Below are 14,960 nucleotides of genomic sequence, written 5' to 3' on the forward strand. Positions count from 1 at the left end.
TTTAGTTTAATATTTCCCCAACTCACGGAGACTGGTATGATTTTCCTGAATACGTCGGAACATCTTTTCCATATCCGACTTGGTAAAATGCACCAAAACGGGACGTCCATGGGGACAGTTATAGGGATTGTCACATTGAGAAAGTTGATAGAGGAGCTGTCTAGCCGAATGGTCATCGATACGATGGTTGGCCTTGATAGACCGCTTGCAGGACATCATAATAGCCAACTCTGCTCGGTATTTCTTGATAGAAACTTCCTTGGTCAAAAGGAGCATGTCGCACATTTCATAGATACCTGATTCAATCTCTTCTTCTGCCATCCAAATAGGATGTTCACGCAGGATAAATTGATTCTCTCCATACTCTGCTAGAAAGACGCCCACTTCCTCCAAAAGAGGCATTCTTTCCTTGAGACGCAGGGCATCATCCTCTGGAAATTCAAAGATATAGGGCACTAGGAGTTGCTGCTGGCTCTGGTCAACATTACCAATGCTTTCACGGTACTCCTCGTACTTAACCCGTTCCTGCGCCGCATGTTGGTCTATGATGTAGAGCCCATCTCGCCCTTGAGCAAAGAGATAAGTCCCATGCATTTGCCCGAAAAATTCCAACTCTGGGAAACTTGAAGATTCTTCTCGCTCCAGCTTGTCATAAGCCTTATCCAAACTGGCCAAATCTAACTCTGGATGGTCTAATTGGTCATAATTAGCAGGCTTTCTCTCTGCAAAATGCAGTTTTGCTGGCTTAGTCAATTGGTCCAAGGTTTCCTTGGCAAACAGGGTTAAATCCTGCCCTTCCTCAGTTAATTCTATCTGATAATCAGCCACCTCAGCTTGGCTAGGTCTAGTTGCCTCTGTCTTTTCATAGTAGAGCGTATTTTCTTTGAGTGGGAGAATGGTCTGCTCCACCTTTTGACGATTGCGCACAGTCGATTTGGCAAGATTTTCCAAGGCATCTGGTATCAAGGTTTGCTCCTTGAGACTATTAGAAATAGCTTCTGAAACCAGGGTCATCAGTTCTTTTTCCTTGGAAATCCGCACCTCTTGCTTGGTCGGATGCACATTGACATCCGCCAGATAAGGGTCAATATGGATGTGAATGACAGCCAGTGGAAAACGGCCCACCATGAGCTTACTACCATAACCGTCAAGAATTGCACGATTGAGCAGGAAGTTCTTGATATAACGGCCATTGATAAAGAGACTGATATAGTTACGATTAGCCCGAGTCAACTCAGGCAGGGAAACAAAGCCTGAAATTTCGAAATCTAGGTCAGAATTCTCAATTTCAATCATCTTCTTGGCACTCGCTAAACCATAAATCCCGGCGATAGCTTGGCGCAGTTGACCAGTCCCAGCTGTCCGCGTCATTTCCTTGCCATCACTAATCAAGCTGAAAGAAATCTCAGGATGGGCCAAACCCAGACGATTGACAATATCAATGATATGAGACAGCTCTGCTTGCTGGCTCTTCATATACTTGAGGCGGGCAGGTGTGTTGAAAAAGAGGTCCTCCACACAAACCTTGGTCCCCACAGGACTAGTCGCTGGAACGACTTCTTCAACTTCTCCCCCACGCGCGACTAACTTGGTTCCGTGACTTGCACCCTCAACTGCTGTCAACAGAGTTAAGACACTAACAGAAGCTATAGAAGGTAGGGCTTCACCACGAAAACCAAGCGTCCGAATTCGAAAGAGGTCTGCTTGATTTTTTATCTTACTGGTCGCATGACGACGCAGGGCCAACTCCACCTCATCGTGGACAATTCCATGACCATTATCTGTGATTTGGATTTTCTTGAGACCAGCTTCCTCAATCTCAATGATAATCTGACTAGAGCCCGCGTCAATAGCATTTTCTACCAGCTCCTTAACAACACTAGCTGGACGCTCAATGACCTCTCCAGCCGCGATCTGGTTTGCCAGCACCTCTGGCAATTCAATAATATGAGACATCCTTCAGCCCCTTTCTGTATCTATTTTCCTAGAAATTGATTAGTGCTATTATACCATATTTCAGATAGGACAGAAAAGCTCCACCACATAGGAACCAAATCCCTCCACATAGACAAAGTCCCTTGCCAGGGGGAATAAAATAGTGGTATACTCAATAAAAATCAAAGAGCAAACTAGAAAGCTAGGCGCAGACAGTACTTTAGTACGGCAAGACGACGCTGACGTGGTTTGAATTTGATTTTTGAAGAGTATTAATAAAGATGTACAAGAAGTGAGATTAATTTTGTATGAAAAACAAGGAGAGAAATTTATGAAAGTAGAACTACAGATTAGTGAAACTTACAAGGAGGAAAAGCTGATTGTCCAAGCACCTCAAGAAACCGATAAAATCCAGAAAGTCATCGAGTTCGCAGAAAATCTGGACCAAAAAGAAACAATCAAAGGAAAGATTGATGATCAGGTCTATCTCGTTAAGATTGGTAAGATACAACGCTTCTATATCGAGAATCGGAAGGTTCTAGCAGAAACTGCGAGTCAGACCTACAACATTGATTTGCGACTCTATCAAGTTCTTGAACTCTTGCCAAGCAATTTTATCCAAATTTCCCAATCAGAAATCATCAATATCAACTCCATCTCTCATCTCAAGCTAACCCCAAACGGTCTGGTAGAAATTTTCTTGAAAAACGAAAGCTTCACCTACTCTTCACGCCGTTACCTAAAAACCATCAAGGAGAAATTAGAACTATGAAAAAACAAATCTTCCACGACGCAACTGCTGGTGTACTCATCGGTCTCATCCTCTCTATCATCTTTTCACTCATTTATGCACCAAATACCTACGCACCACTAAACCCCTACTCTATCATCGGCCAAGTGATGGCTCAGCATCAGGTTCACGGTGCCCTGGTCTTGCTCTACTGCACACTTATTTGGGCAGCTATCGGTATTCTCTTCAACTTTGGCAACCGCTTATTCAGCCGTGACTGGAGCTTGCTCCGTGCAACTATGACCCATTTCTTCCTCATGCTGGCTGGCTTTATCCCACTAGCAACTCTGGCAGGTTGGTTTCCTTTTCACTGGATCTTCTATCTCCAACTCATTATCGAGTTTGCGATTGTCTACCTCATCATTTGGGCTATTCTCTATAAAAGAGAAGCTAAAAAAGTGGACCATATCAATCAACTCTTGAAGCATAGAAAGTAATAAAAATAATCCCACTCATGCATTTGTGAGTGGGATTATTTTTATAGTTTTTGTTTTAACTCAACCAAGACGTTCATAGCCTGCATAGGTGTCATATTGTAAATATCTAGTTTAGCTAATTCTGCTAGGATAGGATGCTCTTCTGCCGTATCAAAGAGAGAAATCTGTTCAGTGACAGCACTTGTTTGTCTCATTGGAGCAGGACTTTCTTGCCCTTGACTCTCTAGTTGGGTCAAAATCTTATCCGCCCTTGCTAAAAGGTCTGCTGGCAAACCAGCAATCTTGGCCACATGAATACCGTAGGATTTGTCAGCTGGGCCTGGTTCAATCTTATGAAGGAAGGTAACCTGCCCATCCTGCTCTAAGGTTGCCACGTGGACATTGACCAAATGCTCCAAGCTGGACTCCAGACTGGTCAACTCATGGTAGTGGGTGGCAAAGAGGGTCTTGGCTCCAATGTGCTCATGGATGTATTCGATGATGGACTGGGCAAGAGCCATCCCGTCATAAGTTGCAGTTCCACGACCTAACTCATCAAAAAGAATCAAGGAGTTCTTGGTCGCATGCGAAATGGCATTGTTGGCCTCCATCATCTCCACCATAAAGGTTGACTGACCTGAAACCAAGTCATCTGCTGCTCCGATACGGGTAAAGATTGCATCAAAAATCGGCAAATAGGCGCTTTCAGCAGGTACATAGGAACCCATCTGGGCCATAATCGCCGTCATGGCTAACTGACGCATGTAGGTTGACTTCCCGCTCATGTTGGGCCCTGTAATCAGTTGAATACTGGTATCTTCTGCCATCTGAATCGTATTTGGAATATAGGTCTGAGCCCCCATGACCTTTTCAACGACAGCATGGCGCCCTTTCTGGATATCAATTCGCGAATCATCTCCAAACTCTGGTCGAATCAAATGCTGGGTTTCGGCCACAACTGCTAGACTCTGTAAGACATCAACTGTCGCAATTCCTTGGGCTAGAGCTTGTAAACGTTGGATGTACTTGCTGACCTCTTCACGAATGCGCATAAAAATTTCATACTCTAGGTTAGCTGACTTCTCACGCGCCTCCAGCATATCTCCCTCGATACGAGCTAATTCTTCGGTTCCAAAACGTTCTGAGTTTTTCAGCGTCGCCTTGCGGAAAAAATGGGCTGGCACATTCCCCAGTTGTGAATTGGTCACATGGAAATAGTAGCCATCCTTTTTATTGTAGTCAATCTTGAGCGTGCTGATGCCAGAGTTTTCTCGCTCCTTTGATTCAATTTCAGCAATCCAGCCAGTCCCTTCTCTGAGAACGCGACGGTACTTGTCTAAAGTCTCATCAAATCCAGTGCGGATAATGCCACCTTCTGTAATCACATGAGGAGCTTCAGGAGCAATCGCTGCGCTAATCAAACTCTCCAACTCAGGGATTCCATCCAGTTGTTCTATAAGATAAGCTAGAGCAGGTTGCTCCATCCCTTCTAAAATCGCACGAATCCGTGGCACACTAGACAAGGTAGTCGCCAACTGCAAGAGATCCTTGGGATTGGTTTTACCAAAAGAAACACGACTAGCCAAGCGCTCAATGTCATAAACACCCTTGAGACTGTCTGTCAAATCACTACGCTCAAAGAAATGGTCGAGAAAGACCTGCACAACTTCTTGGCGTTGGACAATTCGTTCCTTATCAATCAAGGGGCGATGAATCCAAGACCGCAAGAGACGCATTCCCATAGCTGTTTTGGTTTCATCCAAAAGCCAGAAAAGACTGCCCTGCTTCTTACCCGAGCGAGCATTCTCAACCAAATCCAGACTAGCCTTGGTCGCATAATCCATCTGCAAGAAATCCTTGATTTCATAGCGGATAACAGGCTTGAGGTGGTTCAATTCCCTCATCTGGGTCCGATGAACATACTGGAGTAGCTTACTAGATGCCGCTTGCTCCACAGGTGCCAATCGTGAATCCAGTAAATGAAGGTCTTCAAAACCTTCTTTTTCATAGGAAAGCACCAGATTCATCTGACGGCTAAGGATTTGTTCTTCTTCCTCGGACAAGTCATAACCCAACACCACTTCTCGAGCCTTGAGGTTACGGATTTCCCCACAAACCAACGTGAAATCCAAAAGACCTGTCACATAAAAGTCACCCGTCACTAGGTCCATATAAGCTAGACCAAACTGATTGTCCTCACGGTCTATAGCAACCAAGAAATTGTTCTGACTGTCCGGCTTACTGCTATCGACCACTGTCCCTGGCGTAATGACCTGAACAACCTCTCGTTTCACAACCCCAACTGCTTGTTTAGGATCTTCCATCTGCTCTGCGATAGCTACCTTATAACCCTGCTCAACCAAGACATCAATGTACTGCTGGGCAGAATGATAGGGGACACCCGCCATAGGAATCGGATTGTCGGCATTCTTGTTGCGACTCGTTAAGGAAATTTCCAGAATCTGCGCAGCATTGACCGCATCCTCATAAAATAATTCATAAAAATCACCCATACGAAAGAGCAAAAAAGCATCTGGATATTGCTTTTTAATATCCACATACTGTTGCATGCCGGGTGATAGCTTTTCTGTCGCCATTTTCCGTCTCTCCTTGTCAAAAATAAGTCTTGAGAGCAACTCTCAAGACCTTACTTATCTTTCATCAAATCTAGCAAACGATCTTCCATGAGTTTGGCAACGTGCTGGTCTCGACAAATGACCAATAAGGTATTGGCACCAGCAACTGTTCCTAAAATCCATTCATCCTTGTTTGCATCTACAATATTTGCCAAAACAGAGGCTTCTCCCAATTTGGTATGAAGTACCAAGGTAAACTCTGCTCTTGCAACACCTTCTAAATGATGAGACAAAAATTCCACCAAATCAATCTTTTCTGTCTCATTTGCTAGTACATAATACACCATATCATTTTTCTTGACCTTGGTCAAGCCGATTTCGCGCAAATCACGAGACAGGGTTGTCTGCGTCACAAAAACATTATGCGCCTCCAACCGATCTTGAATTTCTTTTTGTGTACTTAATTTCTCCTCAGTAATCATTTTTTTTATTAACTGATGACGATCTCTTTTTCTCATAAAATCCTCTTATATGAATATTTATAACTAATTTTATAACTATATTATACCAGAAAAACAGGAGATTTCAAAAATTTTTTCTTCTTTCTTTAAAATTGTGATAAAATAGTAGAAAAGTCCAAAAAGGAGCTCTTAATGAATACAAAAGAATTGATTGCTAGCGAGTTGGCTAGCATCATTGATAGCCTAGACCAAGAGGCTATTTTAAATTTACTGGAAACCCCTAAAAACTCAGAAATGGGAGACATCGCTTTCCCTGCTTTTTCACTTGCAAAAGTCGAACGTAAAGCACCTCAAATAATTGCGGCTGAACTGGCTGAAAAAATTAACAGCCAAGCCTTTGAAAAAGTTGTTGCAACAGGACCTTACGTCAACTTTTTCCTTGATAAATCTGCCATTTCTGCTCAAGTATTGCAAGCTGTTATCACTGAAAAAGAACACTATGCCGACCAAACCATTGGCAAGAAAGAAAATATCGTTATCGACATGTCTAGTCCTAATATCGCAAAACCATTCTCTATTGGTCACCTGCGCTCAACGGTTATCGGAGATAGCTTGTCACATATTTTCCAAAAGATCGGCTATCAAACGGTCAAGGTCAACCATTTGGGAGACTGGGGCAAACAGTTTGGAATGTTGATCGTTGCCTACAAGAAATGGGGAAATGAGGAAGCCGTTAAAGCGCATCCAATCGATGAACTTCTTAAACTCTACGTTCGCATCAATGCTGAAGCTGAAAAAGATCCTAGCTTGGATGAAGAAGCACGCGAATGGTTCCGTAAACTGGAGGATGGAGATGAGGAAGCTCTCGCTCTTTGGCAATGGTTCCGTGATGAAAGTTTAGTGGAATTTAACCGCCTTTACAATGAATTGCAGGTTGAATTTGACAGCTATAACGGAGAAGCCTTCTATAACGATAAGATGGATGCAGTCGTAGACATTCTTTCTGAAAAAGGCCTTCTTGTTGAGTCAGAAGGTGCCCAAGTTGTGAATCTTGAGAAATATGGAATTGAACATCCAGCCCTTATCAAGAAATCGGATGGTGCAACTCTCTATATCACACGTGACTTGGCTGCAGCCCTTTACCGTAAAAATGAATACCAATTTGCCAAATCTATCTATGTCGTTGGCCAAGAACAATCTGTCCACTTTAAACAACTCAAAGCCGTCTTGCAAGAAATGGGCTACGATTGGAGTGACGACATTACCCACGTTCCTTTTGGTTTGGTTACAAAAGAAGGGAAAAAACTCTCTACTCGTAAAGGGAATGTCATCTTACTAGAGCCTACTGTTGCAGAGGCTGTTAGCCGTGCCAAGACCCAAATCGAGGCTAAAAATCCTGAACTAGAAAACAAAGACCAGGTAGCGCATGCTGTTGGTGTTGGAGCCATTAAATTCTATGACCTCAAAACCGACCGTACAAATGGATACGACTTCGACCTAGAGGCTATGGTATCCTTCGAAGGTGAAACTGGACCTTATGTACAATATGCCTACGCTCGTATCCAATCGATCTTACGTAAAGCAGATTTTAAACCCGAAACAGCTGGCAACTATAGCTTGAATGATGCTGAAAGTTGGGAAATCATCAAACTCATCCAAGACTTTCCACGTATTATCAACCGTGCGGCAGATAACTTTGAACCTTCTATCATTGCTAAATTTGCAATTAGCCTAGCTCAAGCCTTTAACAAGTACTATGCACACACGCGTATCTTGGATGAAAGCCCAGAACGCGACAGCCGTCTAGCCCTTAGCTACGCAACCGCAGTCGTTCTCAAAGAAGCACTTCGCTTGCTTGGAGTAGAAGCACCAGAGAAGATGTGATTCAGTTCTAACAATTGGAACTAAAGTTCCTAATTGTTAGACGCTAGCCGCTTATATGCGGACTAGCTAACTGCTTCACTAGTAAAGAAAGACACTTGCCTAAACACCTCACTAATTCACCTAACCAAATAATATCGATTTGGTTAGGCTCATGTCGTAATCTTTTAATCACTTTATTATAAAGTAGTCTAAGTAACGAATGCCAAATCCTATCAGGTATTTGGCTAGGTGCTTCACTAGTCATGGCCCCTAAATATAATCGATTTAGAGACCATGACGTCGCAACTATGGTGATTTGCCTAATCGCTTCACTAAACTAATTCAATCTACTCACTACTACTTCTTTATCATACAGGGAGATATCCTATGAGCCAATATGCTTATATCCTCGTTGTGATTAGCTTGGTTTTCCTTTTTCTGCTTAATAAGTACGAGAAGGAGAGACTGCAAAAACTCTACCAAGAACAACTTTTAAAGGATGAAACATTTAGGTCTGACATCAAAGAGAAAATTCACACGACTGAAAACATCAATGATGTCATTGCTTACATCAATAAAACTTATCATCTAGGAATGTTGCTATCAAAAGACATTACAGATCAATTGAAATAATCAAAAACCGAGAAGAAAGCTTCTCGGTTTTTTTAGGGCATAATTTTTATCTTCCAACTATAGCAAATAACATTTATATTAAAAATTTTATAGGTAATTTTCATCTCTGCTATAGAGGGGGATATAATAAGTTCTTTCTTCTAATGATTGAAAGATTGGTTTCAGCTTAACTTTCCAACTCATACAAATCTGCGATAATAGCTGCGACACGTTTGATATCTCCAAGCATGCCTCGCATTTCAAAATCGGTCAATACAGGGAAACCAAAGCGTTGACTGTATTGCTTGGCTGTCAGGCAGTATTGGTTATTAAAGTTACGATTTCCTGAACCAACCACACCAAAACACTTACTAGCATTGTCACCATAGGCGATAAAATCCCCAACGGGTGTCGTCAAAATCTCAACATCTCCGTTGTCCACGCCATTTCCACCTTCTAGGTAGGTCGGCAAAAAAGTGACATAAGGATGATCCATTTCATAGAAATCTTGGCCTTCTTTGACCAAATCCTTGATATGAATCTTTTGAACCTCTATTCCCTCGTACTGGGACAAGAGATAATCTTTCAAGCGCGTCACAAAACTCTCAGTATTGCCACTCAAACTAATATAAACTAAAGAAATTGTCTTCATATTTTCCTCCATGATTTTATTTTTAATCGAAAAAGAACTACCAAGATTGTATCTTGATAGTTCTTTTTTGTCAATACTTAAGCAAGTTCTTCTGTTTCTTCTTCTGCCAAGGCTTTCTGCTGACGCCACATCTTATAGAAGACAAGGGCTAGGAAGAGAATATTGATGACGATATAGAAAATGCTAACAGCTTTTGAACCAATACTCATTGTCAAACGCATGGTCTCATCTTGAAGCAACTGCACAGCGTCTTGCAAAGTCACATAGGTATAAATTGAACCAATAATAGCTAACAAAACATAGCCAACATAAGTATAGTTTGCATATTGCAAATTCTTACGAATAAGGAAGACAATCGCTACTACCACTAAAATAGCAGACAGCACAATCAAGGCAACATTAAAAATAGAATGAGATGCTTCTGCTACTCTATAGCTATAATTAATGCTATCTTCTACCTGCTGAGCACTGACCCCTGCAACTTGTTTTTGAGCAGCACGAAGGACTTCTTTGCTAGGTAAGGGCTTCAAAAGTTCAAACAGAGACGTAGCTGAAATAAGGGCAGACAAGATTAGCAAGACCCATAGATAAATCGGTTTCTTTTTCATGATAGAACCTCCTGATGTTATTATTGATATTATAGCACTTTTTGTAAAGGGATACAAATATTATAGTGTAGTTTCTACCTGTTTTCGGTAGGCTTTTGGCGATTTTCCGCACAATTTTCGGAACACTTTATAGAAATATCCAACATTACTGTAACCAACAGCATAACAAATATCTTCAATACTGTCACTAGTTGAAAGCAAAAGTTGTTGGGCAGCCTTAATGCGTTGTTTGTTTAAAAGCTCTGCGAAGGTCGAATTGGTTTCTCGCTTAATCAACTGTCCCAGATAGACAGGATTGATAAAAAGATCCTTACTGATATCCTTAAGGGAAAGTTCTTTCTGATAATCACGACCAATAACTTCTAGCACACTAACCACATTTTCATTCATTCGATATTGCCCAAAGAATCGAGTCAGAGTTTCCTTGATATAAGGAACCAATTCATCGAAGGATTGAATAGCATGAATGGTTTTGACAATGTCCGTCATATCATCAGCTTTGAGATGTTCAAACAAATGAAAGACATCCATGACAAACTGGATAAAAAGCTGTTTGGTAATCGGAACACGCGGCGTATTTTCAAGAACCACCTTCTCCAAAAGGTTCAACTCTTCCACGATTTGATTGAGATTCCCCTGAATGATAACCCTATAAATCGGTTCGTAATAGGCAAAGAGACTCTCAGACTGTTTTAGATTTACAGAACCGTAAAAGAGGGCTTTCTCAGCATTCAGCTTCCAGCGTTCAAAGTGTTCTTGATAAGGAGCTTCAAAGGGAGTAACGACTAAACCATCTAGAGATTGGTCAGAAATGAAAATCTGCCAATCTTGACCCAAGACATAGTAGGGAATGGTGAAGGAGCCTTGTTTTTCCTTGGATAGGCCTATCCACCAATTCTCCTTACCTCCTAGATAACTAACAAATCCAGCCTCGTCTAAATCTTGACTGAGGGTCTGACTTTTCTTTCCTCTCTCGCCGAGCTGATCTGCAATCTTCTCCAGCAGATTGCCCAACTCTACCTTATCAACAGGCTTGACCAAATAGTCCACCACACTAAGGTTCATTGCTCTTTTTACATAATCAAACTCCTGATAACCTGAGAGTAGGATATAGGCTGCATCTGGTAAGATTTCTTTCATCTCCCGAATCATATCAAGCCCTGTTTTATCGGGCATATTGACATCGGAAATGACCACATCGACAGGATTTTCCTGAACATATTCTAGGGCTTCATCGGCATGACTGGCTGTTGCTACGACCTCCATATCCCACTTATCAAAGGGAATCAAACGTTTCAGACCTTCTGTCACCATGTACTCATCATCTACTAATAATACTTTATACATTTTCTCCCTTTCTACTCATCTTGAATTGTAATACGATACTGAACACCTGCTTGCTCCGCAGACTCTATAGTAATAGCATAGCGGTCCCCAAAATAGAGTACAAAACGCTCATGGATATTGACAATCCCGATAGATTGCTTTTGATCACTGTAACTGGCTTGGTGTTCAAAATGTCTCTGACTTAATTTTTCTCGAATACTTGCCAGTTTTTCAGCTGACATACCACGGCCATTATCTACCACTAAAATTTCCACAAAACCATCCTGTTTAAGAGCCTTGATGCTAATCACATTATCTGTCCGTCTGTGGTCAACACCATGCGCGAAATAGTTTTCTACCAGAGGTTGTAAGGTAAACTTAGGAATCTTCATATTCTCTAACTCTGGATCTATCTTGAAACCATAGGCAATGGACTTGGGATAGCGAACCATGCAGAGATAGCTATATTTACGGCAAAATTCTAATTCCTGTTTGAGAAGAGTTTCTCTTTCATCAGAAATATTGTTACGCAAGAGACTACTGAACTCATAAATGATATCTGCCAACTCATCTTGACTTTGCATGACTGCGTACATACGTAAAAATTCCAGCGTATTATACATAAAATGAGGATTGATTTGAGCTTGCAGGGCTCGCATATTGGCATCTTTTTGACTAAGCTCTAACTGATAAATATCATGGATATTCTTTTCCAAGCGATCCAACATATCATTGGTGGTCTCTGCGATTAAGAGCAATTCCTGATCCTTTTCAAGCGTATCAATGCGAAGACCTTCTTGTCCTTGGGCAATAGCTTGGATGGAATCCACCAGATCCACTACCTGCTTTTGATAATTAGCAAAAGTCTTCCTCAAAGTCAGATAGAGAATGACAATAAAGAGAAGGCTCAAGCCTACAATCAAAGCAGAGCTAGCCACTGTTCCTTGTAAAACAAAGTTTTTAGGAACTGCCACCTGAACCTGATATCCATGAGAAGTCATACCAACAAACCAGTTCTCATGTTCCCTATTGACCCTCTCACCAATATGAAAAATCTCCGTATCAAATGGTGATGTCACAGTAACAGCCATCGGAATATGACCTCGGGTATTGTCAATGGCATGATATAAAACTTCTGGATCCAAGGAGATGTAAATCACTCCTATAGATTGATCCGTTGCTGGGTCCAGAACTGGAATTCCAAAACTATTGACCTCTGGTTTAAAGGCTTCAGCTGGCAAGACATGACCACTTCTTTTATCCCTTGTTGAAACATAAACTTCTTTAAAATCCTGCAAGACGATTGCAACACCCGTTATAGAGTCATTTTGGACATAAAGATCATCAATATTTTCATACAGAGAAATAGAATTTGACGAAGCTGCTTGGTGCTCCAACAGCCAATAAAAATACTCAGAAGTTGACAAGCTAAAGTACTTATAAACCCCTTGTATCCGGTCTTGATTGGCTACTAAATCTTGCGCCAGTTGGGCTGATTCTCTATAATAATACTCCACCTCATCGACTGTTCGAGTGGTTACACGTTGGGCTACTCTTTGAGCTTCCTTTTCCCGTGAATCCCAGTCAGCGTAAGAGAGTAAGATTGCAAAACTCGCAATAATAATCATCATAACTGAACTGTAGGTTCTTAGAAGCGTATGTAGCCAAAACTGCTTCATTCTATTTTGTCGCCAATTTTTCATGGATACTTTCATAGATCGGTTCCAACATATCACTGATAAAGAAATGCCACATCCCAATTCCTACAAAGAAAAGTAGGGCAGGCATATAGTAACCAATTGCCACAAGTAGCACTGTCCCAAGGAGAACCTTGGCCACAGCTGCTAAGCTCATAAAGATGCCAATCAAGGATAGTTTGAGACTATTTCGATAGGACAAATCAAAATAAACTTGTAATTTCAAAGATACTGTATAAGCCAAAAAGATCAGGGCAACTACTAGGACATTCAAAAAGGTCGCAATCAAATGAATAATAGTCTGATGAGGCAATTGAACCAAGAGATACAGGCCATAGACCAAAACTAGATCCACCCCTAAAAAGCTATAGAAAATCAGGTTGCTTGAGACGAAATTTTGCTTATAAAGAGACCACGCCTCCTTCAAACTGTATTCCCGAAAGCTATAACCATGTTCTGCATATAGACTCATCAAGGTGGCACTAGCCGGCGCTAGACCAAGGATAATCCCTCCTGCCAATGTTAATAGCCAAAAGAAGGCTGTCGCAATCATTCCTAAAAAGAAACGATTAAAGACAAAGTCTAAAAATCTCCCCATGATATCCTCCTAAAAATAACTATGAAACTATTATATCATATTTCAAGCGTTTTCAAAAACTTCTAGTATCCATTTACAATCCCACCAAACCGTGGTACAATGAGAATTGTGAAAAAATTATCAGGAGACAATTCATGAAAAAATCTATCTTAACTATACTGCTTTTTGCAGTTCTTTACTTCCTCTGCATGGGGATTGGTGTCCTTTTGGGCAATCTCTTTGATCAAACTGGAAACATGTTTTATGCGCCTGCCTTTACTGCCCTTGTCGGCGGTAGCGTCTATATGATCCTAGTCGCAAAAGTTCCGCGCTTTGGAGCCATTACCACTATCGGCCTTGTTATTGCTCTCTTTTTCTTGGGAACTAAACACGGTGCCGGTGCCTTCCTTCCTGGAATTATCTGTGGCCTCCTAGCAGATGGAGTAGCTAGCCTCGGAAAATACAAGGACCAAACAAAGAACCTCCTTTCTTTCCTTATTTTTGCCTTTAGCACATCAGGACCAATCTTGCTTATGTGGATTGCGCCCAAAGCCTATATGGCAACCCTTCTAGCAAGAGGAAAATCCCAAGAATATATCGACCGTATCATGGTCGCGCTAAATCCTGGAACCGTCCTTCTATTTATCGCAAGTATTGTCATCGGAGCCCTAGTGGGTGCCTTGATTGGACAAGCCTTGAGTAAAAAATTGGCACAGAAAATCTGATTACTAAAAAAGAGCCACACGGCTCTTTTTTATTTATGGCTCAATTTCTTGGTCAAGAAGTCTCCCAAGAATTGGATTGCAAAGATAATCAAAATGATAATGATGGTTGCCAAGATGGTCACATCGTGATTGTAGCGGTTAAATCCATAAGCGATGGCCACGTTACCAATACCACCAGCTCCAACCGCACCAGCCATAGCTGTTTCCCCAACAAGGGAAATCAAGGTCACAGTCGTCACACGGATCAAATCTGGAAGACCTTCTGATAGGTAAACACCTACGATATCCCAGAATGTCGCTCCGCTAGCTTGAGCCGCCTCAATGACACCACCATCCAATTCAGCCAAGACAACCTGCACCTGACGGGCAAAGAAGGCAAAGACTGCAAAAGATAGCGGTACGATAGCCGCATTTGGACCAATGCTTGTTCCTACGATTAGATGAGAGAAGGGTGACAAGACTGCCAAGAGAATGATAAATGGTACCGCACGGAAAATAGAGGTAATCTTATCCAAAATCCAGAAAACGACCTTATTTTCCAAGACACCACCTGGCGCTGTCAAAACAAGGAAAAGACCTGCCACTAGCCCCAAGAACCCTCCGATGATGAAAGAAAGAACTGTCATATAAAGAGTTAGATAGATGGCTGTTCCCCAGCCTGCCTGACCAGCCCAACCCATTTTATAGACATTTGGCAAATAGGTTTGAATCAATGATTCCAT

At 41.7% G+C, this 14,960-nt stretch carries 14 protein-coding genes; 5 read left to right on the forward strand and 9 right to left on the reverse strand.

Annotated elements, in window-relative coordinates:
- Window positions 1-6 precede the first annotated feature (6 nt).
- The gene (gene mutL / locus KB197_RS09780; RefSeq protein ID WP_212573745.1) at window positions 7-1,956 is read right to left on the reverse strand and encodes a DNA mismatch repair endonuclease MutL; all 1,950 of its coding nucleotides are present in this window, start codon (window positions 1,954-1,956) and stop codon (window positions 7-9) included.
- Window positions 1,957-2,266: 310 nt separating this feature from the next.
- Between mutL and KB197_RS09785 the strand changes: the two genes are divergently transcribed.
- Together KB197_RS09785 and KB197_RS09790 are read left to right on the forward strand one after the other, a co-directional pair.
- On the forward strand, window positions 2,267-2,707 hold the full coding sequence (locus tag KB197_RS09785; protein WP_064276766.1) for a LytTR family DNA-binding domain-containing protein: 441 nt from the start codon (window positions 2,267-2,269) through the stop codon (window positions 2,705-2,707).
- Window positions 2,704-3,162, forward strand: a complete 459-nt coding sequence (locus KB197_RS09790; protein WP_064276767.1) for a DUF3021 domain-containing protein — start codon at window positions 2,704-2,706, stop codon at window positions 3,160-3,162. The genes KB197_RS09785 and KB197_RS09790 overlap by 4 nt, the downstream gene beginning before the upstream one ends.
- 41 nt (window positions 3,163-3,203) lie before the next feature.
- On the opposite strand, the gene mutS is transcribed toward KB197_RS09790, so the two are convergent.
- Both mutS and argR read right to left on the reverse strand, forming a co-directional pair.
- A complete protein-coding gene (gene mutS, locus KB197_RS09795) occupies window positions 3,204-5,738 on the reverse strand; it encodes a DNA mismatch repair protein MutS (protein WP_212573744.1) in 2,535 nt (844 codons plus the stop codon).
- 50 nt (window positions 5,739-5,788) lie between these two features.
- Window positions 5,789-6,235: an arginine repressor gene (gene argR, locus KB197_RS09800; protein ID WP_001231476.1), complete on the reverse strand. Its 447-nt coding sequence runs from the start codon at window positions 6,233-6,235 to the stop codon at window positions 5,789-5,791.
- A gap of 135 nt (window positions 6,236-6,370) precedes the next feature.
- Here argR and argS point away from each other — a divergent pair, with 135 nt between their 5' ends.
- Complete coding sequence (gene argS, locus KB197_RS09805; protein ID WP_064276769.1) at window positions 6,371-8,062, forward strand: arginine--tRNA ligase; 1,692 nt, start codon at window positions 6,371-6,373, stop codon at window positions 8,060-8,062.
- A 366-nt stretch (window positions 8,063-8,428) separates the two neighbouring features.
- On the forward strand, window positions 8,429-8,674 hold the full coding sequence (locus KB197_RS09810; protein WP_042751768.1) for a hypothetical protein: 246 nt from the start codon (window positions 8,429-8,431) through the stop codon (window positions 8,672-8,674).
- A 166-nt stretch (window positions 8,675-8,840) separates the two neighbouring features.
- On the opposite strand, the gene nrdI is transcribed toward KB197_RS09810, so the two are convergent.
- The 5 genes from nrdI to KB197_RS09835 form a co-directional block, all read right to left on the reverse strand.
- The gene (nrdI, locus tag KB197_RS09815) at window positions 8,841-9,305 is read right to left on the reverse strand and encodes a class Ib ribonucleoside-diphosphate reductase assembly flavoprotein NrdI (protein ID WP_212573743.1); all 465 of its coding nucleotides are present in this window, start codon (window positions 9,303-9,305) and stop codon (window positions 8,841-8,843) included.
- Between the two features lie 77 nt (window positions 9,306-9,382).
- On the reverse strand, window positions 9,383-9,913 hold the full coding sequence (locus KB197_RS09820; protein WP_049515522.1) for an ABC transporter permease: 531 nt from the start codon (window positions 9,911-9,913) through the stop codon (window positions 9,383-9,385).
- 60 nt (window positions 9,914-9,973) lie between these two features.
- The gene (locus tag KB197_RS09825) at window positions 9,974-11,260 is read right to left on the reverse strand and encodes a response regulator transcription factor (RefSeq protein WP_125443291.1); all 1,287 of its coding nucleotides are present in this window, start codon (window positions 11,258-11,260) and stop codon (window positions 9,974-9,976) included.
- Between the two features lie 11 nt (window positions 11,261-11,271).
- Complete coding sequence (locus KB197_RS09830; RefSeq protein ID WP_421127659.1) at window positions 11,272-12,942, reverse strand: sensor histidine kinase; 1,671 nt, start codon at window positions 12,940-12,942, stop codon at window positions 11,272-11,274.
- On the reverse strand, window positions 12,920-13,534 hold the full coding sequence (locus tag KB197_RS09835) for a YesL family protein (RefSeq protein ID WP_024056922.1): 615 nt from the start codon (window positions 13,532-13,534) through the stop codon (window positions 12,920-12,922). The genes KB197_RS09830 and KB197_RS09835 overlap by 23 nt, the downstream gene beginning before the upstream one ends.
- A gap of 134 nt (window positions 13,535-13,668) precedes the next feature.
- Here KB197_RS09835 and KB197_RS09840 point away from each other — a divergent pair, with 134 nt between their 5' ends.
- Window positions 13,669-14,238 (forward strand): MptD family putative ECF transporter S component, encoded by a 570-nt coding sequence (locus KB197_RS09840; RefSeq protein ID WP_212573741.1) that lies wholly within the window; start codon window positions 13,669-13,671, stop codon window positions 14,236-14,238.
- Window positions 14,239-14,267: 29 nt separating this feature from the next.
- Here the strand turns inward: KB197_RS09840 and KB197_RS09845 are convergent, their stop codons facing one another.
- Window positions 14,268-14,960 carry a methionine ABC transporter permease gene (locus tag KB197_RS09845; RefSeq protein ID WP_000444647.1) on the reverse strand — a complete coding sequence of 231 codons (693 nt, stop codon included), beginning with the start codon at window positions 14,958-14,960 and terminating at the stop codon, window positions 14,268-14,270.

It is taken from the genome of Streptococcus sp. 11-4097 (assembly GCF_018215285.2).
In the GTDB taxonomy this organism is placed as follows: Bacteria; Bacillota; Bacilli; order Lactobacillales; family Streptococcaceae; genus Streptococcus.

Coding starts and splice junctions, on each gene's coding strand:
- KB197_RS09790 (WP_064276767.1), top strand. CDS start 2,704: ATGAAAAAACAAATCTTCCACGACGCAACTGCTGGTGTACTCATCGGT.
- KB197_RS09820 (WP_049515522.1), bottom strand. CDS start 9,913: ATGAAAAAGAAACCGATTTATCTATGGGTCTTGCTAATCTTGTCTGCC.
- KB197_RS09835 (WP_024056922.1), bottom strand. CDS start 13,534: ATGGGGAGATTTTTAGACTTTGTCTTTAATCGTTTCTTTTTAGGAATG.
- mutS (WP_212573744.1), bottom strand. CDS start 5,738: ATGGCGACAGAAAAGCTATCACCCGGCATGCAACAGTATGTGGATATT.
- KB197_RS09840 (WP_212573741.1), top strand. CDS start 13,669: ATGAAAAAATCTATCTTAACTATACTGCTTTTTGCAGTTCTTTACTTC.
- KB197_RS09830 (WP_421127659.1), bottom strand. CDS start 12,942: ATGAAAAATTGGCGACAAAATAGAATGAAGCAGTTTTGGCTACATACG.
- KB197_RS09810 (WP_042751768.1), top strand. CDS start 8,429: ATGAGCCAATATGCTTATATCCTCGTTGTGATTAGCTTGGTTTTCCTT.
- mutL (WP_212573745.1), bottom strand. CDS start 1,956: ATGTCTCATATTATTGAATTGCCAGAGGTGCTGGCAAACCAGATCGCG.
- KB197_RS09785 (WP_064276766.1), top strand. CDS start 2,267: ATGAAAGTAGAACTACAGATTAGTGAAACTTACAAGGAGGAAAAGCTG.
- argS (WP_064276769.1), top strand. CDS start 6,371: ATGAATACAAAAGAATTGATTGCTAGCGAGTTGGCTAGCATCATTGAT.
- KB197_RS09825 (WP_125443291.1), bottom strand. CDS start 11,260: ATGTATAAAGTATTATTAGTAGATGATGAGTACATGGTGACAGAAGGT.
- nrdI (WP_212573743.1), bottom strand. CDS start 9,305: ATGAAGACAATTTCTTTAGTTTATATTAGTTTGAGTGGCAATACTGAG.
- KB197_RS09845 (WP_000444647.1), bottom strand. CDS start 14,960: ATGGAATCATTGATTCAAACCTATTTGCCAAATGTCTATAAAATGGGT.
- argR (WP_001231476.1), bottom strand. CDS start 6,235: ATGAGAAAAAGAGATCGTCATCAGTTAATAAAAAAAATGATTACTGAG.